The 20,812-nt window shown below is 58.8% G+C and carries 20 protein-coding genes and 1 pseudogene; 1 reads left to right on the top strand and 20 read right to left on the bottom strand.

The features are described from left to right. Nucleotides 1–3: 3 nt before the first annotated feature. From LARV_RS07605 to LARV_RS07570, 8 genes are all read right to left on the bottom strand, one after another. The gene (locus LARV_RS07605) at nt 4–771 is read right to left on the bottom strand and encodes a CPBP family intramembrane glutamic endopeptidase (protein WP_075073075.1); all 768 of its coding nucleotides are present in this window, start codon (nt 769–771) and stop codon (nt 4–6) included. Nucleotides 772–1,026: 255 nt separating this feature from the next. Further along, the gene (locus LARV_RS07600) at nt 1,027–1,236 is read right to left on the bottom strand and encodes a TOBE domain-containing protein (RefSeq protein WP_075075150.1); all 210 of its coding nucleotides are present in this window, start codon (nt 1,234–1,236) and stop codon (nt 1,027–1,029) included. Nucleotides 1,237–1,306: 70 nt separating this feature from the next. Beyond that, nucleotides 1,307–1,786 (bottom strand): GNAT family N-acetyltransferase, encoded by a 480-nt coding sequence (locus LARV_RS07595; RefSeq protein ID WP_075073074.1) that lies wholly within the window; start codon nt 1,784–1,786, stop codon nt 1,307–1,309. A 1-nt stretch (nt 1,787) separates the two neighbouring features. Continuing rightward, nucleotides 1,788–2,312: a GNAT family N-acetyltransferase gene (locus LARV_RS07590; protein WP_075073073.1), complete on the bottom strand. Its 525-nt coding sequence runs from the start codon at nt 2,310–2,312 to the stop codon at nt 1,788–1,790. Next, nucleotides 2,300–2,785: a hypothetical protein gene (locus LARV_RS07585; RefSeq protein ID WP_075073072.1), complete on the bottom strand. Its 486-nt coding sequence runs from the start codon at nt 2,783–2,785 to the stop codon at nt 2,300–2,302. The genes LARV_RS07590 and LARV_RS07585 overlap by 13 nt, the downstream gene beginning before the upstream one ends. Nucleotides 2,786–3,060: 275 nt before the next feature. Beyond that, nucleotides 3,061–3,909: a hypothetical protein gene (locus LARV_RS07580; protein WP_075073071.1), complete on the bottom strand. Its 849-nt coding sequence runs from the start codon at nt 3,907–3,909 to the stop codon at nt 3,061–3,063. Continuing rightward, the gene (locus LARV_RS07575) at nt 3,906–5,462 is read right to left on the bottom strand and encodes a histidine kinase N-terminal 7TM domain-containing diguanylate cyclase (RefSeq protein WP_075073070.1); all 1,557 of its coding nucleotides are present in this window, start codon (nt 5,460–5,462) and stop codon (nt 3,906–3,908) included. The genes LARV_RS07580 and LARV_RS07575 overlap by 4 nt, the downstream gene beginning before the upstream one ends. Before the next feature lie 218 nt (nt 5,463–5,680). Next, nucleotides 5,681–6,358, bottom strand: a complete 678-nt coding sequence (locus LARV_RS07570; protein WP_075073069.1) for a response regulator — start codon at nt 6,356–6,358, stop codon at nt 5,681–5,683. 204 nt (nt 6,359–6,562) lie between these two features. Between LARV_RS07570 and LARV_RS07565 the strand changes: the two genes are divergently transcribed. Continuing rightward, complete coding sequence (locus LARV_RS07565; RefSeq protein ID WP_075073068.1) at nt 6,563–6,994, top strand: YkgJ family cysteine cluster protein; 432 nt, start codon at nt 6,563–6,565, stop codon at nt 6,992–6,994. Nucleotides 6,995–7,047: 53 nt separating this feature from the next. On the opposite strand, the gene LARV_RS07560 is transcribed toward LARV_RS07565, so the two are convergent. The 12 genes and pseudogenes from LARV_RS07560 to LARV_RS07510 form a co-directional block, all read right to left on the bottom strand. Then, on the bottom strand, nt 7,048–8,259 hold the full coding sequence (locus tag LARV_RS07560) for a SpoIIE family protein phosphatase (protein WP_075073067.1): 1,212 nt from the start codon (nt 8,257–8,259) through the stop codon (nt 7,048–7,050). A gap of 209 nt (nt 8,260–8,468) precedes the next feature. Beyond that, the gene (locus LARV_RS07555) at nt 8,469–9,506 is read right to left on the bottom strand and encodes an SIS domain-containing protein (protein ID WP_075073066.1); all 1,038 of its coding nucleotides are present in this window, start codon (nt 9,504–9,506) and stop codon (nt 8,469–8,471) included. Nucleotides 9,507–9,518: 12 nt separating this feature from the next. Then, on the bottom strand, nt 9,519–10,652 hold the full coding sequence (nagA, locus tag LARV_RS07550) for an N-acetylglucosamine-6-phosphate deacetylase (protein WP_201785895.1): 1,134 nt from the start codon (nt 10,650–10,652) through the stop codon (nt 9,519–9,521). Between the two features lie 40 nt (nt 10,653–10,692). Beyond that, nucleotides 10,693–11,613, bottom strand: coding sequence for an N-acetylglucosamine kinase (locus tag LARV_RS07545; protein ID WP_075073064.1), 921 nt, complete (start codon nt 11,611–11,613; stop codon nt 10,693–10,695). Then, nucleotides 11,610–12,509, bottom strand: a complete 900-nt coding sequence (murQ, locus tag LARV_RS20935; RefSeq protein WP_083522734.1) for an N-acetylmuramic acid 6-phosphate etherase — start codon at nt 12,507–12,509, stop codon at nt 11,610–11,612. Before murQ ends, LARV_RS07545 begins: the two co-directional genes overlap by 4 nt. Nucleotides 12,510–12,542: 33 nt before the next feature. After that, a pseudogene (locus LARV_RS20930) lies at nt 12,543–13,658 on the bottom strand (anhydro-N-acetylmuramic acid kinase); the annotation flags it as partial. Next, nucleotides 13,655–14,830, bottom strand: coding sequence for a serine hydrolase domain-containing protein (locus LARV_RS07535; protein WP_075073062.1), 1,176 nt, complete (start codon nt 14,828–14,830; stop codon nt 13,655–13,657). The gene LARV_RS07535 and the pseudogene LARV_RS20930, both read right to left, overlap by 4 nt. Beyond that, a complete protein-coding gene (locus tag LARV_RS07530) occupies nt 14,827–15,801 on the bottom strand; it encodes a GNAT family N-acetyltransferase (protein ID WP_075073061.1) in 975 nt (324 codons plus the stop codon). Before LARV_RS07530 ends, LARV_RS07535 begins: the two co-directional genes overlap by 4 nt. An 11-nt stretch (nt 15,802–15,812) precedes the next feature. Further along, nucleotides 15,813–17,429: a beta-N-acetylhexosaminidase gene (gene nagZ / locus LARV_RS07525; RefSeq protein ID WP_172797811.1), complete on the bottom strand. Its 1,617-nt coding sequence runs from the start codon at nt 17,427–17,429 to the stop codon at nt 15,813–15,815. 221 nt (nt 17,430–17,650) lie between these two features. Continuing rightward, nucleotides 17,651–19,519 (bottom strand): ABC transporter substrate-binding protein, encoded by a 1,869-nt coding sequence (locus LARV_RS07520; RefSeq protein ID WP_075073059.1) that lies wholly within the window; start codon nt 19,517–19,519, stop codon nt 17,651–17,653. Nucleotides 19,520–19,625: 106 nt separating this feature from the next. Further along, a complete protein-coding gene (locus LARV_RS07515) occupies nt 19,626–19,805 on the bottom strand; it encodes a hypothetical protein (RefSeq protein ID WP_075073058.1) in 180 nt (59 codons plus the stop codon). After that, nucleotides 19,802–20,803, bottom strand: coding sequence for an oligopeptide/dipeptide ABC transporter ATP-binding protein (locus LARV_RS07510; RefSeq protein WP_075073057.1), 1,002 nt, complete (start codon nt 20,801–20,803; stop codon nt 19,802–19,804). Before LARV_RS07510 ends, LARV_RS07515 begins: the two co-directional genes overlap by 4 nt. Nucleotides 20,804–20,812: the final 9 nt, after the last annotated feature.

The following is a 20,812-nucleotide window of genomic DNA, read 5'->3' as shown; positions in this document are numbered from 1 at the left end:
CCGCTAATGTAGAAAAGCCAGTCCCGGCATCAATTTCACCAGCGCCGAGGCCAGATAGACCAGGATGATGGCCAGGCTGTTGTTGGCGGCGTGAATGACCACCGGCACCCAGATGGAGCGCGTCTTCTCGAAAACCAGCGCGTTCACCACGCCGATCACGAAGCTGGACGCCACCACGCCCAATGAATCGGCGTGCCCCAGCCCAAACAAAGCCGCGCTGATCAACACCGAAACCCACACCGGCGAACGGTCGCGCAGCCAGGAATAGATCGCGCCCCGGAAGAATAATTCTTCCGAAAATGGCACCAGAATGCCCACGAACAGCAGCGTCACGCCAAAGGAAAGCCAATCGGCGCCCACCGGCTGCACGAGCTGCGAGCGGAGCATGAGGCTGTCCAGATTGCCGCGCAGCAGGTATTCCACCAGCACTCCCAGCCCGGCCCGGACCGGCAGCAGCAACACCACCAGGGCCACCGCCAGCCCCAGCCAGGACCATTTCCAGCGCGGCGGGCACAGGCCAATCTCCTCCAGGCTGAATTTTCCGCGCCCAACCCCCATCACCAATGCGGTCCCTCCGAAGAAAACCAGGTTGAACGCGAAAACCATTACGCTGTACAACAGGCTATTGGTCTGGCTGCCCCAGAAATAACCGACGACAATCCCAGCGGCCGTAAACAGGCCGAAACCGCACACCAGGTAAATCACAAGATCCCAGGCGTTGGTTCGGCGCCGGGGGGTGTCCGATCTGGGTTCGATGGGGTTTGCTTCCATGCTGACTCCGGAGGAAAGGATTTACACGCTCTTTCTATTTTAACCCCGAATGAGAAACGGTAGGGCGAGCGTAGGGATATCGTCACTGCAGCGTCAAGCAACGGCCGGATGGAAATGGTATCCTTGTTCCAATTGACGACATCTCTCCTCTGGCGCGATGAGTTGGATTCCGGTTTCCGGCTCATCGCGCAATAAAAATTACGGGCCTGCCAGGATCTTTCTGGCAGGCCCGTCGTCGAAGACGAATAAAATCAGTTAGTCGATCGCCACCATGACGTTGGAAGCTTTGATGACCGCGTAGACCTCTTTTCCAACTTTCAGGCCAAGCGATTCGACCGATTCTTTGGTGATGATGGAAACAACCTGGGTTCCACCGGGGAGTTCGATGACGACTTCGGAATTGACAGCACCGGGAACAATCTTCTTGACCGTCCCTTTCAATACATTCCGCGCGCTAAGCTTCATGGTCAGCTCCTTTTCCTTCAATCGGGCCTTTCCACGCGGCCTTAATCACCGCGGGGTTCACTTTGGAGAATCAGGAAAAATCCAACGCCATCTGGGTAAAGGGGATTCCATCGACTTCGATTTGATCGCCAATGGGGTGAAAGCCCCAGTGGGCGTAAATCGGCAATGCAGATGGGGAAGCGTTAACGGTAATTCGGCGCAGGGCGGTGTTCTTTTCACGGCAAATCGTGATCGCTTTTTCGATCAGGTGCGAGGCCATACCCTGCCGCTGGTGATCATCGCTTACAAACAGTAACGCGATGTGGTTATAGTTGCGTATTTCAATCATGCCCACCAGATCGTCCTCAACGGCCGCCACCAGCACGAAGCTCAAATCCTGAGTGACGCGTTCGGCCATCCGGACCGGATTGGCATAGGCTAAAAACTCGCTGATGCCCTGCTGCGGGAAATCCTGAGCATCGTCCTGCATAAAAACACGCTCGACCAACTTGCAAACCTGAGCTTCTTCGCCCGTTTCCATGAATCGAATTTGAAATTCTGGGGATTCCATTTTATGATGCAAGCCTCCTCAGGTCATTCCAGCCATAGGATGTTTCTAACATCCGTTGGCCTTGAATCTCGATTTCGCGTTCCCGAATACTGCTGCCCCCCAATGCCGCGTAGAACCGGCAAGCGGGTTGGTTGCTGGCAAGCGCCCAGACTATCATTGATTTTAACGCATGTGAAAGCAAAAAGCGAGACGCAGTTTTAACAAGCTGTTTTCCCAGCCCTTGATGCTGCCATTCTTTCAGCAGGTAAATGCCGTACAGTTCACCGGCAAATGCCGGATCCATCTCCAGGTCGCGGTTTAGCCCACATTGAGCGAAACCGACGATGCATCCATCCTCTTCCGTCACAATTGTGACCGCATGTTCGGGCTGGCTGCGAAGGAAGCGTTCCATATTCTGGGTGCGCTTTTCGAGACTGAGGTTCGCCAGGATGCTTTCCGGCATCAATCCGGCGTAAGTGGTTTTCCAGCTTTCCACATGTACGCGCGCAATTCCGGGCGCATCCTCCAACGTAGCTACTCGCAGCATTCGTTCTCCTCAGCGCGGCATAAATCCAACGACCAGGCTGAACTCTTGCGCCAGCCGTCCAGCAGCATTCCACGCGCCTTGTAATGCAGGGCGTCGATCTGCAGCAGGCTTTCGTTCCCATGATAGCGTTCATCGATGCTATAGAACTGGCAGAGGATCGTATCTTTCAGCAAGCCATAATGGCCGCGCATTTCCCCCAACACCGGATCATGGCCGGTCCACAGGAGAGCGCCTCCTAATGAGATAAGACCGGGCTGAACGTAATAATGATTGATTAATTCTGCGTTTCGCGTGCCTTCCAATGTCAGGTTTCTGGCAACGAACCAATGATCGACTTGATAGTGCACCCGAATCCAGCCCTGAGCTCGAATCTTCTGGTTGTCTTCGCCAAAGTATTCACCCGCCGCTTTCCAAACGCCCTCCTCGAGCAGGAAGGTGTGATTCAGGCTTTCTTCAGTCAGATCGGTGATCATCGCGATAATTCCCCTCTTCTGGCAATTCTGCATGGATCGAATCGAACCCAAACCGCTCCTTTAACAACCCGGGGCGCGTTTTTCTTCCACCGGATCACTTGGAGCCGTTGATTTTCATGCTTCCGCCGGCCCTTCGACCGGATAATCGTCCCCCGCCGTTTATCGCAATGAAATCAACCGAACGGAATAATTCAGAATGATTATGGCAGGTTTGAGGGCCGTTTTGCCCCATCCTTCGACCAGTTTTTTATTCGAGTGAATCATTTCAGGCTGGCCTATCCACCTGCCGCGCGAATTGCCACCAGAATCCATAATCCTGCCACAGCGGCAATCGTCTCGGGCACCTGATCGATGATGGCCAGAAGCGCAGCGCCCCAGGAATGTAATAGCAAGTACGGCGAAAGGCAGGGAGCGGCGGCCATCGCCAGGCGCTGATCCCGTTTATGCACCGCGGCCGTCAATAACGCCAGCCCAACCGGTATCGACATGGGCCACAGGCTGGCGTTCCACCACATGGTCAGATTGGCTTGAAAACGCAGAGGCCAAATTCCGAAAATGATAAAAGAAAGCCCCAGCGCGCTGGCGAACGGCCAAAAATCATGGACGACGCGCTTCCAACCGCCTTCGCGCCAGGCTTCGATCAGCCAGAAAAGCCCCACCACCGCGCCAATTTGCGGCTTGACCGCCAGGAAGAACAAACCGACCGGCCGCGGGAGAACAAAACCCAACATGGTCAGCCAGTCCAAATTGCCGTTCAACAGATCATGCACCACCGTCGGCGAGAGCAGGAAAAAAGTAACCGCCAGGGGTTTTCCGCCCAAACGATAAGCGGTGTAGCCATAAGTCAAGAAGGCTGCCACCGCCAGCACGGCGCGCCCGAGGGATTCCGGCAGCAGCGCGAGAGGCAGGATGGGCAAGATTGCCCACGGCGCATTAAAGAAGCCCGGCGTGTCATACGGCGAATGGCCATGTAACACGGCCAATGCGGCCGGGCGGAAGTAACTGTGAAAATCAATCGCCGACGGCAGCACAAAGGTCATTCCAACCACCAGCAGCAGGCACAGGAACAGAGCGATTCCCCATTGCCAGGGATTCAAATGGAAAGATATGGGTCTGATTTTCATCTGGCTGCGTCCATGATCTGTGAATGTTTTTCCGCCAACACGATGCCGAGCATTTCTTCTTTGGCCTGATACAGCGCCAGGTCAGCCCGCGCCAATAAATCCTCGCTGCCCTGATCCTCCGGCCAGTAAACCGCAACGCCCAGGCTCGCCGTCAGGTGTTCGTTCTCTGAGACCTGGCAATCATGAATTGCGTCGCGTAACCGCTGGGCCAATTGGAGCGCTCCTTCCTCCTGTGTATTGGGCAGCAGCGCCACAAATTCATCCCCGCCATACCGCGCGACGGTATCCGTCTTCCGAACCGTCCTGCGCATCGCGTTCGCGGCCATTCGTAAAGCTTCGTCGCCCACCAGGTGGGTATAACGGTCATTGATGGATTTGTAATTGTCGAGATCCAACATGACCAGACTGTATACATGGTGATAGCGTTTGGCGCGGGTAAATTCACTGTCCAATGCGTTGAAGAATTTACGCCGGTTTCCCAATTCGGTCAACGGATCCGTGACCGTAAGTCGGCGCAGGTCCTGTTCCATCAGTTTGCTGTCCGTATTATCGTGCAACATCAGGAGCATTCCCAGAGAATTGCCCTGAGAATCGTTCAAAAGCGAAAGGGTGGCCTGGTAATAGAATAATTCCTGGTCCCTTTCCAGAACCAGTTCCGTTCTTTGAGGTCTTTGAGAACCAAGCAATTCCATTACTGCGGGCCAGGGTGCAAAGATCTTCTTGAAAGGCTGCGAAATCAACTGTGTCTCCGACGGCCATCCAAACACCTTTCGGGCGGCGAAATTTAGATCGACCACCCGGTTTTGAAAATCGAGCACAATCACCGCGTCGCAAATGGCGTCCATCACCACATCTCGCGCCACCGGCAATATATCGAACAGGCGTGCATAGACCAGGCCGAGCAGCAGGAAGATCCCGCTGATGCTATAAAGGTAAGGGGTCAGGTCCAGACGCTGGTTTGGCAAAATATCCGTGACGTACATTACATTCCAGACCAACGGAATGAGCATGCCAATCAGCATGGTCAGCGGTTGGCCGATGTAACGCCGGGAGGAATGCGCCAGGAGCCGGACCAAGAAACCGGCCGCAAGAACGTATAAAAAATAGGTATAGCTCGTATGGACCCAGAACAAGGGGCCATACTGTTCCTTCATAATCGGGAACAAATCATTCACATCCAGGCTGACCCGCTGGATAAACAGGTGATGCAGCGGATTGGACCAGACTGCTGCGATCGTGAATACAGGGATGATCAGGATGAACGGGAAGTAGCGTTTGAATTGATTTCCACGGCCGGTGAACTTCATGACCGTGGCCAACCAGGGAACCGGTAAAGCAGCCACCGCCGTGAAACCCAGGCTGGAAGCCACCAATTTGGTCGTGACGGTTGGCAGCAAGAGTTCGAATGCGTAAAAGAGTGACCAGATGCTGGTAATCAGGAGGCTGAGTCTAAACTCACGTACTCCTGGAACACAATGATACGATCCAGAATACCACGCCAATCCCCCGGTGATGATCGCAGAGATAAACAGTGGAAGAACAAAGAGAACCATAGCCCAGTTTTCTGGCTGCGTTTCGTCGCCAAATATCTATTTGAGATCATCTCATTGCAGCCGTTTCGAGCCTGACCGAGTAGATTATACATGAATCCAAATATTCAAGAATTACAAGAAATATGCAAAAACGGACCGATCCAGGACAAGAAAAACCGCCAGACGGCCTGGCGGTTTGGGAAAGCGCATGCATGCCGACTAACGGCAACAGGACAGACTCACCAGCGCATATGGTGATAACTTACGGGTGCAGCTTTTTCTTGAACCAGATTGTGCTGCATGGCGACTGAAACGGCTTCGGTGCGTGTCGAGACGTCCAGTTTGGCCAGAATACTGCTGACGTGGAACTTTACCGTCGATCGACTCACCACCAGGCGGTCAGCGATTTCAAGATTCGAAAGACCGCGCGCCAGCAACTCCAACACTTCCAGTTCACGCGAAGTCAAATCATGCCCCACCGGTCTGGGGTGATTCACCGCATGGATGAGCGCCTGGGTCGCCTCGGGAGCAAGGGTTGGCCGGCCATGGTAAGCAGCCCGCACCGCCGCCACCAGCTCATCGGCAGCAGTGTTCTTCAACAGATAACTGATCGCGCCAGCCTGCAATGCCTTTTGCACCAGACCTTCTTCAGGGAAACTGGTCAGGACGATCACCTGAACCTCCGGATGGCGCAGCCGAATGGCGCGCGTCGCTTCCACGCCGTCCATTTCCGGCATCTTCAGGTCCATGATGATCACATCCGGTTTCTTCTCATCACACAGGCGAACCGCTTCATAACCATTGCCTGCCTCGGCGACAAGGTTCAAATCATCGAAAGCAGTCAGGAACGTGCTCAAACCGCTGCGCACGACTGCCTGATCATCCACAATCATTACCCGAATGGCCTGCGTATGCATGATGTTCTCTCCTTCCATAAAAAACAATCAAACCCACAATACCCGATCCGATTTTCAGCATACCGATTTCCTTTGTTTCCCGCCTCTGCAACCTGGCTGGATTTGACACTGGACAATTGGACAGGCCAGGTGTCCTGTTCCGATCCAACAAAATAAAAAGTGACCTCTTGTCAATTTATAGGCTTCGGGTTTCTAATATCGGGCATGCCTGTTGCCAATCCATGCTTGAAGTGCGGCGCATGTTGCACTTTCTTTCGCGTTTCTTTTTATTGGTCTGAAACCGATCCTTCCACAGGCGGCACCGTTCCGCCGGAAATGACCGAACCGATTCCACCCTTCTATGCCTGTATGCGCGGGACCAATCACCCGAAACCGCGCTGCGTGGCGCTGCGCGGTCGCATCGGCGACCAGGTATCGTGCAGCATATACAATCTTCGCTCCAGCACCTGCCGTGAATTTGGCTTTCAAATGGTCAACAACCAATTGACCATCCGCCCGGAAGACCTGGAACGTTGCAACCACGCCCGCAGCCTGTGCGGCTTGCCGCCCTTGAGGTTGGATAACATAATCCGCAGTGTTCATGCTCCGGCGCTGAGAGGCGGCGTTTTCCACCACCATCATCCGCCGCTCAGATAATAAAAATCCCCCACAGCCATTAGCGCGGGGGGAAATTTACTGGAAGAATGGGCTCACTCATTTCGGCGGATGATGATCGTGGCGATATCGTCCTGCCGGGGCGTGCTGCCCATGAAACGATTGACTTCGTCCAGAATGGCGGCCTGCATTTCGCGGGGCGATTTCCCGATCTGCGCCAGCGCCGTATCGATCAACCGGTTATCGCCAAAGAAATCTCCGTGCGGGTTTTGCGCCTCGGTGATGCCATCCGTGTAGAGGATGAGATAATCCCCGGGCGCGAATCGTACGGTTTTTTGTTTCCAACGTGCGGTCTCGGTGACGCCCAGCGCCATGCCGGTGTGGCTCAGCGATTCCACCGACACTTTGCCGCGCTGACGGCTGAGGAGGTAGCCGGGTGGATGGCCCGCATTGGCGAAGGTCAACCGGCCCGTGTGCGGCTCCAGAATGCCGAAGAAGGCGGTGACAAACATATCGCCGCGGGTGTCCGAGAGAATCCGTTCGCTCACCGCGCTCATCGTCATTGCCGGCAGGGTCGGGAAACGGTTGGCGTAATTTCGAATCAGAGTGCTGGAAAGCGCCATGAACAAGGCCGCGCCCATGCCCTTATCGGTTACGTCGGCCACCGCCAGGCCCCACTTGCGGCTGGCAAGCGGGATGAAGTCATAGAAATCGCCGGAAGTCTCATGCGCGGGTTGCAGTTGGGCGCATAATTCCCAACCCGGGATGATCGGCGCCTCCTCCGGCAAAATGTCGGCCTGGATTCGGGCGGCCATATCCAGCTCGTGCACAATGACTTCCTGCGTGCGGGGGACGGGGTGAAACGCAAGCGGATCATCCTCCTCATCCGGCTGATGCCGAAATACGCCCTGCCCGCCGTTGCTGGAAGCCGGCGTGGCGCGCACGTGCGCCAAGGCAGCCCTGAATTCTTCTTCAGAAACTTCACGCGAGAAGTAATACAGTTCCTGGTCGTTTTCATCCTCAGCTGTATTTTCAGCCTGCGTATCGACCAGCAGGACGATCTTCGTATCCGGGCAGCTTGCGCGAACGCCGCGAGCCACCTCGCGCAGGGGTTCGATGGTATTCCTCGCATCCAATAAAATCAAATCCGGCGCCTGGAGCTGGCACATCTGGCGGGCTTCTTCGCCGCTGCGCGCCTCGCCGATCAGCATCACATCCTTCATCGACATGATCAATGAAGCCAGGCCGCGTAAAAAGATGGCCTGATCCGAGGCAATTGCGACGCGCAGGGTCTTACCAGCTTCCATGAATGCTCCTCACCGGTCGAGTGTTTTTCCAGACAGAATCATATCATTATTAGCGCACCACATGCGGCCAAAAACGGATTGCTAATAAATATTAAGATTTAATAGAAGCCGCAGTATTCCCCAGGCCGGCAGGAATTTTCCTCCCCGGGAAAAAAACGCCCGAAACAGGGGACTGTTTCGGGCGAGTGAAGATGGCAAATCCGTGGACGTTATTTGGTTTCGGTCACCTTGTGCAAACCGTGCGGATTCTCCGTGTCGTACCCTTTGACGCGGGTCAGATGGTAGGCGAACAACTGGGCTGGCACGATACTCACGATCGGGCTGACCCATTCAGGCATATCGGCCGGCAACGCCACCCTGGATTGGGCCAGATCGAGCGCGTCGGCCCGGTTGGAAAAGACAAACAATTCGGCGTTGCGTTCCTTGCGCAGGGAACGCAGCAATTCCAGTATGCCGTCCGCTACCTTGCCATCCGGAACCACCGCCATCACCGGATAGCCCTGGCTGACGACGGCCACCGGGCCGTGCAAAAAGTCAGCCGAAGAATACGGCTCGGCCGCGACGTAACACAGTTCCTTCATCTTCAACGACCACTCGAAGGCTGTCGAATAGTTGAAACCGCGCCCCAGCACCACGCACTGGTCCATATAACGGTAGCGTTCGGCAATCCGACCCAGGGCGGCGTCTTGATCCAGCATGGCAGCCACCCAGCCGGGCACTTTCTTCAGCGTCTGATAGGCATCTTCGTCCTGGCGCAGGGCAGCCGAAAGCATGGCGATGGCCATCAGCTCGGCAGTGTACGTTTTTGTGGCTGCCACGGCGATTTCGATGCCGGCGCTGATATCGAGAACGTGGCTGACGGCCTCGCCCATCGGCGACTCGGGCGTGTTCAGGATGGCGACGCTCAGACAGCCCTGGCGTTTGGCCTCCTTGAGCACACTGACGATATCCGGCGACATGCCCGACTGTGAAATTCCGACCACAAGCGCATTCTTGAGGCGCGGCGGCATCTGATAAAGGCTGAACAGGGAGGGCGCGGCCAGCGCAATGGGCAACTGGTTGTAAATCCCCCACAGATACTGCGCATACCGCCCGGCATTGTCGGATGTGCCGCGCGCGGCCAGAAAAACGTAGTCGATATCGTGTTTCCGGATATCCTCCGCGATCTTCTGCACCGCACCCCATTGATTCTTCACCAGGTTTTCCAGAACAGCCGCCTGTTCCATGATTTCGTTATGTAAAGACATCCATACACCTCTCTAGATTGATGATTCCGGGCTCGCGCCGCGTTCGTACACCAGTTCACCGCCCACCAGCGTCGCAGCCACCTGTAATTTTTCATCCAATAACACAAAATCCGCCCGTAAACCGGGCTTGATCTGCCCGCGGTCCGTCAGACCCAGGCGGGCAGCCGGCGCGGTCGTGAGCGCGGCCAGCGCCTCGGCCAGGGAGCACCCGGTGAATCGCATCAGGTTGCGCAAAGCCGTGTCCTCGGTCAGAATGCTGCCGGCCAGGGTGCCGTCCGCCAGGCGCGCCGAAGTCTCATCGACGATCACATCGAAGTCTGCCAGCCGGGAAACGCCGGCCGAGAGGCCCAACGCCGCCATGGCGTCCGTCACCAGCACCAGGCCGCGCCCACCCTTGGCCCGCCAGGCCAGCTTGATCATCAATGGATCGACGTGAATGCCGTCGGCAATCAATCCAAAGCCAACCCGGTCATCCGTCAGCAGCACGCCGGTCAGGTTGGCCGCGCGATGCTCGAGGGCCGGCATGGCATTGAATAAGTGCGTTCCCCAGCGAATCCCGGCGGCGATACCCGCTTCCGTCTCCTTTTGGTCGGCCAACGAATGGCCCGCGCTGACCAAAACACCCTGCCCGACCAGGCTTTCGATCGTCGGTAGCGCGCCGGGCAGTTCGGGCGCGAGGGTCACCAGACGCACCCCATTCCTCAGCGTCCAATCCTTGACCAGGTCCGGGGAAGGCAAGCGCAGGTAAACCGGGTTGTGCGCGCCTTTCTTGCCAGGGCTCAAGAATGGACCTTCCATGTGCAGCCCAAGCGGTTCAGCGCCAAGGTAGCCCGCCGGATGACCGGCGGTCATCACCTTCTGGGCGCGAGCATACGCTTCGAGCGGCGCGGTGATGATCGTTGGCAGGAAAGTCGTCACCCCATAGCGGGTCAACAGTCTGCCCACCTGCCAGATGCTTTCCGGCCGAATGGTGAAATCCATTCCAAAGCCACCGTTGACCTGCATATCGATGAAACCCGGAGCCAGGGTCGCGCCCCGGCCATCGATTACCCGCGCATCCGGTGGACACGCCAGGGCAGCTTCATCCGTCACAGCCTGGATGACGCCATCCATCGCCAGCACGGCCTGACCCGGACGGTCGATCAAATTAATATTCCTGATGAATAACGGTCTCAAAAAACACCTCTTACTTCAGCATTCGCATGGCCAGGCACACTGCCCCCCACACCGGTTCTTCCACGCTGTCGACCGAATCCAGGGGGATTCCGATGGCCTTCACCCTGTCCAAAAAAGCCGTCTGCAGGGAACGCCCGTGCACCAGGAATCCCCCGGCCAATGCGATCGGGACGGTTTGTAAATGCAACTGTTGAACGGCCACACTCTGCACACCGGCCGCCAGCTCTTCGGCGGCGCGTTGAACGATGCGCTGCGCCACCAAGTCGCCCACCAGGGCTTCCTCATCCACCGCCCGGGAGAGGCGCGCAATCTCGGCGCGCGAATTCTCCGGGCGATAAACCGCGGCGATCAAATCGGGTGGGGCCGTCACCTGAAAGAACGCCAACACGCGCTGCGTCAGGGAGGTGGCCGGTCCGCGGCCGTCGTGCGCCCTGGCTACGGCCTGGATGGCCTCCAGGGCAGCCCGGTAACCGCTGCCTTCGTCGCCAAATAAAGGTCCCCACCCGCCCGCGCGGGCGGTTCGGCCGTGTTCGTCCTGGCCGAAAATAATCGATCCTGTGCCGGATACGACCACCACGCCCCACCCCTGCGGCGTACCGGCTGCCAGGGCAATTTGCCCATCGTTGACCAGCTTCACATGCACCCCAGGAAAGCGTCTCGCGGTCCAGGTTTCGAAGACGGTGCTGTCCTCCGGGCGGTCAACACCCGACATTCCCAGGACGACCGCCGAAACGGGTTGCTCGGGAATGCCGGCCTGCATCCAGGCTGCTGAGATGGCTTCATCCAACGCGGCAAACGCATTTTCCAGGCCAACCGCGTGGTAGTTGGAAGGGCCGCCCTCACCGCGTCCCATCGGGCTGCCGTCCAGGCGGGCCAGGACGACGGCCGTCTTGCTGCCGCCGCCGTCGATGCCAATCAAGTAATCGCTCATAGGTCCTTTACTGACAATGCTTTTCGGATCACGCCGTGGACTGCCGTCAACCGGCTGCGGGCTCGCGCGGCCGGAATATCCGCCAGATAGGATACGATGGCGGTCTTGACCTCATTATCGCATTTTTCCAACAGACGGCGGGCCTCCGCATCCGAAATTCCGCAGGCCTGGGCCACAATGCGCGCGCCGCGCGCCCGCAGCTTGAGGTTAGTCATCTGCACGTCGACCATCAAATTGCTGTACGTCTTACCCAGGCGGATCATCGTACCCGTCGAGAGCATGTTCAGAACCAGCTTCTGAGCCGTGCCCGCCTTGAGGCGCGTCGACCCGGTGACGACCTCCGGACCGACCAGGGGAGCGATGACGATCTCCGCGTGTTCTTCGATGGGGGCTGGATGGTTGCAGGCCAGGCTGATGACCAGGGCGCCGCGATGGCGCGCCTCCTGCATGCCGCCCAGTACATACGGCGTGTGGCCGCTGGCGGCGATGCCCACCACGCTGTCTTTCTCGTTAACCTCAAGCGCTTCGATCTCCCTGCGGCCGGCTTCCAGATCGTCTTCCGCGCCTTCCACGGCGTTCGTGATGGCGCGTTTGCCGCCCGCGATGCGCGCGATGACCAGCTCAGGGGGTGTGCTGAAGGTCGGCGGGCATTCGGATGCATCCAGGATTCCCAACCGGCCGGAAGTACCCGCGCCGATGTAAATCAAGCGTCCGCCCGACTGCATGCGGGCGGCGATGCCATCGATCGCCAGCGCAATCGCCGGCAACTCGGGGCGCACCGCTTCGGCCACTTTGATGTCTTCGCGGTTGATCATCTGCACCATTTCCAGGGTCGAAACCTGGTCGATCTTTTCGGTGTAGGAATTGCGCGCTTCGGTATAGCTCCCGGGTTTGATGGTCGACTGTCGGGGCGGGGCCGGGGTGAAATTCCCCAGGATGACAGACTGGCGGGCGCCGGTCGCTTCAGGCAAATTGCCGGGGCGATTATGCCAGCTTTCATAGGCCAGCACGGCAAAGGCGACCGCCTCTTTGGCCTCGGCCTGCAATCCGAGTTCGTCGCTGGTCAGCACCCGCGCTGGCGCCACGCGCCGGGCCAACATCGAAACCAGCGTCGGGTTCAGCGCACCGCCGCCGCTGAGGATGACCTCATCCGGTTGGGCCGGCAGAAAATCGGCATAGGCCCGCGCGATGCTCTCGGCTGTGAAAGCCGTCACCGTGGCCAGCCGGTCCTCGGCGGAGAGGCCGAGAGCCTCGGCCCGCGTCCAGACGATATCCGCGAAGGTGTGCCCGAATAACTCGCGCCCGGTCGTCTTGGGAGGAGCCTGATGCAAATAGGCCGTTTCCATCAACTCCGCCAGCAGGCCGGCGTGTACTTTCCCACTGGCCGCCAGCTTTCCATCCACATCGCAGGCCAGGCGACCGCCGCTCACCCGCGCCGCCAGGGCGTCGATGAGCATATTTCCCGGTCCGGTGTCGAACGCGAAGGCGGACTGCCCATCCCCGGGTTTGGGCAGGTAGGTGACGTTGGCGATGCCGCCGATGTTCTGTACGGCGCGGCGATTTTCCGGGTGGGTCAGCAGAATGCGGTCGACGTAAGCCACCAGCGGCGCACCCTGCCCGCCGGCTGCCATATCGCGCGTGCGAAAGTTGCTCACCACCGGCCGGCCGGTCCGTTCGGCGATGACCGCCGGTTCACCCAGTTGCAGCGTGGAAGCCTGCTTTCCGGTGGGGATATGCCACAGCGTCTGGCCGTGGCTGCCGATCAAATCGACCTGCTGCATGGACAGACCGGCCTGTTGGGCGGCCTCGATTGCCGCGGACGCGAAAGCCTCTCCCAGCGCAAAATTCAAACTGCACAGCCGGTCCACGCTGCCGGTCTCAGGCCGGAAACAGGCGAATATTTCTTCCCGTAATTCGGGCGCATGGGCAAAGTGCGAATATCCCAGCACATGCCATTCCAGGCGCGGCGGCGCCCCCAACAATTCCACCACGGCAGCATCGATGCCGTCCGCGGATGTCCCGGACATCAAACCGATAACGATCATAAGCGAACCACCTGATTCCCCTCCAGAGCCTGGGCGTTGTCCACCGCGGCCAGAATGGCGCGGTGCAGCTTCAGGCGCAATTCGCCAATGGTGCGCCCCTCACGTCCGTTATACACTTCGTTGGTCAAAAAGGAAACCACCAATTTGCGCTGCGGATCCATCCACAGTTCGGTGCCGGTAAAGCCGGTATGCCCAAAGGCGGACTGGCTGAACGGATTGCTGCTGGCCTCCGGGTCCGGGCTCCATAAAGCAAAACCCAGACCGCGCCGGGTTCCCTGATACTCGCTTTGCAGGCGCAGCATTTCGGCCACCGTTTCCGGTTTCAGCAGCGGGCGCCCGCCGTCCAGATACATCTGTCCCAGTCGCGCCGTATCGCCGGCGGTCGAGAAGATGCCGGCGTGACCCGCGATCCCGCCCATGCGCCAGGAGCTCTCGTCATGCACTTCGCCCCGGATGCGGCGCTGGCGCCATTTGCAGTATTCCGTCGGCGCAATGTTGCCGATTTCCAGCGCCGGCAGGACTTCGCCAACCGGCAGGAAACGCGTCCGGGCCAGTTGCAATGGGCGCGTCACCCCGGCGTAGATGGCTTCATCCAGGCGCAGTCCGGTGATCACCTCGACCGCCATGCCCAGCAGGATCAGGCCGACGTCCGAGTAGACCACCCGCTCTCCCGGCCGGTAGGAGAAAAAAGTGTCCAGAGCCAGGCGGCGCGCCGACTCGGCGTCCGGCTGGTCTTTGAACAAGCGCCAGGCGGGCAGCCCGGAAGAATGCGTCAGCAACTGCCGGAAAGTGATCTTTCCGGCGTCCACCTGCCCGTTATCGCCGCCGTTCACGTCGATCCATTCACCGTTCTTAAGGGGATCTTCGTAAGGATGGATCGAGCGCAGGCCGCTGAAATCCGGCAGCAGGCTGCTGACCGGTTGGTCGAGGCCCACCCGGCCGGCTTCCATCAGGCGCATGAAACAGGTGGTGGTGAACAGCTTGGTCACCGAAGCCATATCGAACAGCGTATCCAGGTCGGCCGGTTTCTGGTGGGTATCCGGATCCAACCAACCGTAAGCCCCGGCGAAAACCGGACGGCCCTCCTGTAGAACAACCAACTGCGCGGCCGGCGCATCGACGCCGATAGCAGTCTTCAATAGTTCATCAACACGGCTAAAATCGAAAGTCATCCCAAATTTCCCGTCGCTTTTGGCAATAATGTCTTGATCAGAATTTGATACTGACGGCCGGGTTGGTAGCCAAATTTCGCGTACAACCCCAACAAACTGGTCCAATCGATCAGGCTGCCGTCGATGCCGAGCGATTGTAAATGGCGGGCAGCCGCGTCGATCAACGCGCCGCCGAATCCCTTGCCGCGGCAGCCCTTCCCCACTCCCAGCGGGCCCAACTGGCCCCAGGGTTTGGGCAGGTCATGCATGTAAAAGCGGTCCAGCGGGCGCGCCGAATCGGCAAAAGTCATCCAGCAGAAACCGTCCACACCGATTTCGGTGCGCAGCACCATAAAATCGGCCGCGTGTCCGCCGATGCGGAAGAAATTTTCCACCTCGTACTGCCAGCGGCCGGGGAACTCACGCTTCAAAAAAGTGATCAGTTCGTCTTCCTCGCCGGGCTGCAGCGGGCGCAAATCCGCGCCCGGAAGAGGTTCAGGGTACACCGGCTGATAATCCTTCAGGCTGCGGGTCACGTCCCATTCGAACGGATGCGTCGCGGCTTCATAACCCCGCTTGAGAAAGAAGTCCTGCGTGTTCAATTCAACCGGCAGGCCGGCGGCAAACGGATTCAGGCTTCCGCCCAGGCGCACGGACGTCACGCCCTGACCGGCCAACCATTCCTCGGCCCAGGCCAGCAGCTTCGCGCCGATGCCGCGATGCTGAAATTGCGGCGCCACGGCCAGCACATCCACCCAGGCCTGGCCGCGAAAAGGGCCTTCGAGCACAACGGCGGAGGCCAGCACGACCCCGGCCGCCTGCCCATCCACCCGCGCCAGACGGCCCTCCTGGGCCAGCCCGGGCATGGTTTGCGTGTTATAAGCCACAAAAGACGGATGCACGGCTAACTTTTCACCGGCGGCAGCGTTCCAGATCTCCGCGCTCAGGCGGTAATGCTCGTCGCAACGTTCAAAGGGAATCAATGCGGACATGAATGGCTCCATCATGGTTCTTGAAAATGATTCAGGCCGTCGCCGGGTTGATAGAGTCCCGGCAGTTCGACCGGCAGCCTGCCCTGCGGCTCCACCTGGCCCCACAACACGGCTGACAGCGCTTCCAGGGCCGGCGGATTCGATCCATAACTGGCCAGGTAGGTCCCAACCTGCGGCAGGGCCATCAGGTCGTACGGGTTGCGCATGGCGATCCAGATGACCGGCCGGCCAGCATCCTGCAGGCGCTGCACCAGTTCGATCTGCTGCGGATTGCGGTTGGCGTCCGTGGTCGCCACGATCACCGTGCGGCCGTCCCGCGCCAGTTCCAGCGCCTGCTGGATTTCCTTTGCGTCGGGTTTGTCAGATACTGCCAGGTAGGTCAATCCCAGGGTGTGGCCCAATCCCTCGGCGCCGGGCACCTCCACCACCAGGTAAGGCGCGTCCTTCTTCAGCGGAAGCAGTCCAGCCTGGTCGCGCAGCAGCGTGATCGACTGCGCGGCGATCTGGCGGGAAAGCGCGCGGGCCTCTGCTTGACCGACCTGCCCGGGCGCTAGGGCTAGTTGAGGTTGCAGCAATCCGAAGCGCTCTTTGGCGGTCAAAATGCGCAGCACGGCTTCATCCAGGCGCGCCTCCGGGATTTTCCCGTCCGCCAGCCACTGTTTGACTTCGTCGAAAGCCTGTTTGTGCAGGCTGTGGTCGCGGTTGAAGAGCAGCAAATCGGCCCCGGCCTGCAATGCCGTCGCCGCCGCCAGCGGAACCGGGTACCCGGCCTCGCCCAACGCCCCCATTTCCAGCGAATCGGTTATCACCAGCCCGCTGAAACCCAATTCGCCGCGCATCAGGTCGGTCAACACCTTCGAAGAAAGCGTCGCCGGCCGCCCGGCTGCCGGATCGATGGCCGGGAAAGTGACATGGGCTGACATGATGCCCGCCACGCTGTCCTCGATGGCTGCCCGGAAGGGAACCAGTTCGACCGCATTCAGCCGTTCGCGAGCGTGCGGTACGGAAGGCAGCGAGACGTGCGAATCGACGGCCGTATCGCCGTGGCCCGGGAAATGTTTGCCGAACGCCAGCACGTTTTCGCCTTGCAGCCCATCGATCGCCGCGCTGCCAAACGCCGCCACCTGCTCAGGCTGCGAACCGTACGAACGCACGCCAATCACGGGATTGAGCGGGTTGTTGTTGACATCCAGGTCCGGCGCGAAATCGGCGTTGATGCCGACGGCCTTCATCTCGCGCGCCATGGCCTGCGCCACCAAACGCGCGTTTTCGGGTGAACCGCTGGCCGCCACGGCCATCGCGCCCGGGAACTCGGTGAAACCGGTAGCTTCGGTCAAACGCGCCACCCGGCCGCCCTCCTGGTCGATGGCGATGATCAGCCCGGGGTTGCCGCTTTCCAGGGCGATGGTTTGCAGTTCCGCGCACAGGTCCGCCACCTGGCGGGGTGATTCGACGTTGCGCGCGAACAGAATCACGCCGGCAATGTGGCGTTCGACGATCATCTCGCGCAGTCCGGCGTCCACGCTCAGGCCGTCGAAACCGATGATCAGCGTTTGTCCGATTTTTTCTTCCAGGCTCATCGCATTCAAAAGTGCTGCAGGTGAGTCCGGGGCAGATTCAACAGTCATGGATGTACCTTCCTGCGCTTGTGGGCTCCGGGTCGTTATCGATAAGGGAGAAGGGTCAGGCGGCAAAACCGTCGCGGCGGGCGCAGCGCATCCGGCCAGGAAAACCACCGCCAGAATAAAAAGGGCTGCCTTCCGCAATGGTGCGCGCATTCTTGTCACCTCAACCTTTTCCCCTATCCCCCTCCCGTTACCGGGAGGGGGAATAAGGAAAAGTAAGATTCCTACCGCAGGGTGTAGCTTTCGGCTACAGCCGGGACGTAAGTCGCATCCGACCACATATAGTAGAACAGGGGCGGGAACATTACGTTGTAGGAGGGATTACCAACCGAGGCTTCCAGGCTGGTGGAGGTGAAGAAGTTCAGATCGTAGTTTGGCGGCTGGATGTACGGGTAGACGGTGTGGAACGTGCCGTCACCGGTGGCGGACGGTTTGAGTTCGCCGTTCAGGAACTGGATGGCTACGTAGAGATCAGCCTGATTGTTCTGGTAGATGGGATCGGTGAAATCGCGCCAGCCATCCACACGCGTGCCGAAATTGAAGACATCGGTGGAGTAGCGTTCGAACAGGGCCAAAACGGGCAGTTGATCGTTGACCAACGAAGCCAGTTTGGCGATGGCGGGTTTCTGACCTTCGAAGTCAAAACCAGCGGCAGCTTCGGTGAGCAGATCGGGGATGTAGACTTCGGTGCCATCGGCAAGAGTCTGCTTCCAGGGCCAATCGAAGCCCTTGGCGCCGGCTTCACCCTCGGGGTTGTTGCGCGGGGTGTTCAAATAGTAGTTGAAGGAAGTCTGGGGATGAGGCGGGTTGTAGTACAGGCTCAGGTCGACCAGAATGTCGTACTTGCCTTCGGTCTGGGTGGTGGGGCGTTCAGCGGAAGGATAACCGCGGACGGTGGCCTTGATGCCAAAGGCATTCAACTGCTGGGCTGCATTTTCAGCGGCGCCCAACCAGTCAGCGAAGTCAGCCGGGACCCACAGTTCGAAGTCGAGAGCCTGGCCCTTGTCGTCGACCCACATGCCATCGGCGCCCTTGGTGCAGCCGACGCTGGTGAGCAGTTCTTCAGCCTTGGCCCAATCCTTCGGGTAGGTGTTCAGTTTGGCTTTGTCATCCGCCGACATCCAGGCATCCACCTGCAGGTCGGTGAAACCGGCCATGTATTGGACTGCCTTGCCGGCAGGGCCCATGGCGACGGTCGCGTTTTCTTCACGATCGATGATGTAAGCGAAGGCCTGGCGGACTTCCTTCTTACCCAGCGGATACACATCCTCGTTGAACCACAAACCAGGGCCGGTGCCCGTCGGGCCGGTGAAGACCTTCAGGTTCGGGGTCGCGGAAATGGTTTCGACATCGGAGGGGGTGTAACCATGGGTGCTGTAATCCACGTCGCCAGCCAGAACCAGCGGCAGCGAGGCAGCGGTTTCGCCGTAGTAGACCAGGATCTTGTCGAAGCCGATCTTGTCTGCGTTGTAACCGGTGGGGTTCTTGGTCAGTTCGAGCTGGGCTTCGGTGACGGTGGTCGGATCGATAACGTAGGGACCGTAAGCCACAATGGTTTCGGGCTTGAAGGCATACAGGTCATCCAACAACGCCTTGCCCTCGTCGCTGTCCGCAGCCGTACCGGCGGCGCGCAGTTCAGCAGCCTTGTCCATCCAGGTGCCGTACTGAGAGTAGGGGGCAAATTGGTTGGCGCGCAGGATCAGGCGCAGAACACGCGGTGAAGCAGCGCTGATCTGGAATTCGACGGTGTTGTCATCGACAGCCACAACGTCCTTCAGGTAACCCCAGATGGCCGACTTCTGCAGCCAGTAGATGTTGTAAGTGCCAACCAAATCCTTGGCAGTCACATCGCCGCCGTCGCTCCACTTGAGGCCCGGTTTGAGCTTGACCGTGAGGATGTTGACAACGCCCTCGGGCAGGGGAGCCTGGGTGGCGTCAACGGTCGGGGCTTCGGTGGGAGCTTCGGTCGGGGCAGCCGTCGGCGCCTCGGTCGCAGCAACAGTCGGTTCCACGGTCGGCGTAGCTGCCGGGCCGCAGGCGGTCAGCAGGATGGCTGACAGCAGAACGAAAATCAAAACCTTGTAGGTACGCATTTGCTTCTCCTCAATGAGAATCGTCAGGATTTACAAAGAATGGTCCAAAGATGTGAACCTGCAATGTTAACAGACGTCTACCGATCCAATCACCTCCTTTCAAGGCTTATCTCGATCTGCGTGCAATAACGACAATCACAGCCATAAAGATCAAACCAATCACCAGGGTTGCAACGTCGATGACAAACTCCGCCGTGCCTGGCTGCACCACGAACAACAGCAGGGCCGACATCAACGTGATAAAAACGGCCACTCGGAACCAGGTTTGTCCGGCTTGCGGGCTCATCGGGCATCCATTTCGCGTTTACGCGCAACAATGTGGCAGGCCACCTGCGAACCATCCCGGTAGTTGACCAGGTCGGGGACCACTTTTTCGCAGATATCGGCATCCCATAACGGACAGCGCGGATGGAATGTGCAGCCGGTGGGCAGGTGCAGCAGGGATGGAACGTCCATACTGCGCAGATTGACATGCCGTTTCTGGCGGGTGATATCCGGATCGGCTTCCGGGATGGCCGAGAGGAGCGCCTGGGTATACGGATGCTGGGGGTTATCGACCAACTCGCGGGCGCCGTTGATTTCTACCATGCGCCCCAGGTACATGACGCCGATGCGCCCTTCCCAGGCGAAGTATTTGGCCAGGGCCAGGTCATGGGTGATGAACAGCACCGCCAGACCCATGCGTTCCTTCAACTTGAGCAAAGTGTTCAGCAGGCTGATGCGGATGGATACATCCACCATCGAAACCGCTTCATCCGCCACCAGAACAGAGGGGCTTACCGTCAACGCGCGCGCCACTGAAACCCGCTGGCGCTGTCCGCCGCTCAACTGGTGCGGGTATTTATCCAGAATTTCACTGGCAGGGGTTAAGTCGACCATTTCCAACAGCTCGATGACCCGTTTCTTCGTATTTTCATCCCCGCTGGTAAAGCCGTGATGGCGCAACGGCGCGGCCAACGTGTCATAGATCGTGAAGGACGGATTCAACGAGGCGTAAGGGTCTTGATGCACCATTTGAACGCCCAGCCGGAAGCGTTTCCATTCTTCCTTGTTCAACTGGCTGATGTCCTTGCCCATATACAGCACTTCACCGGAAGTGGGCCGGGTCAACCCCACGATCATCTTCCCGGTGGTCGTCTTGCCGCAGCCAGATTCGCCCACCAGGCAGACGATTTCACCCTCCTTGAGGCGCATGGAAACGTTATCGACCGCCTTGATATAGGTGTTGCGTTTCACCTGAAACGCGCGGCTGACATGATTGAGTTCAATAATCGGTTTATCCACTGCGTCCTC

Source organism: Longilinea arvoryzae, assembly GCF_001050235.1.
In the GTDB taxonomy this organism is placed as follows: Bacteria; Chloroflexota; Anaerolineae; order Anaerolineales; family Anaerolineaceae; genus Longilinea; species Longilinea arvoryzae.
The sequence above is the reverse complement of the archived record's forward strand: the minus strand, read 5'-3'. Positions and strand labels throughout refer to the sequence as shown.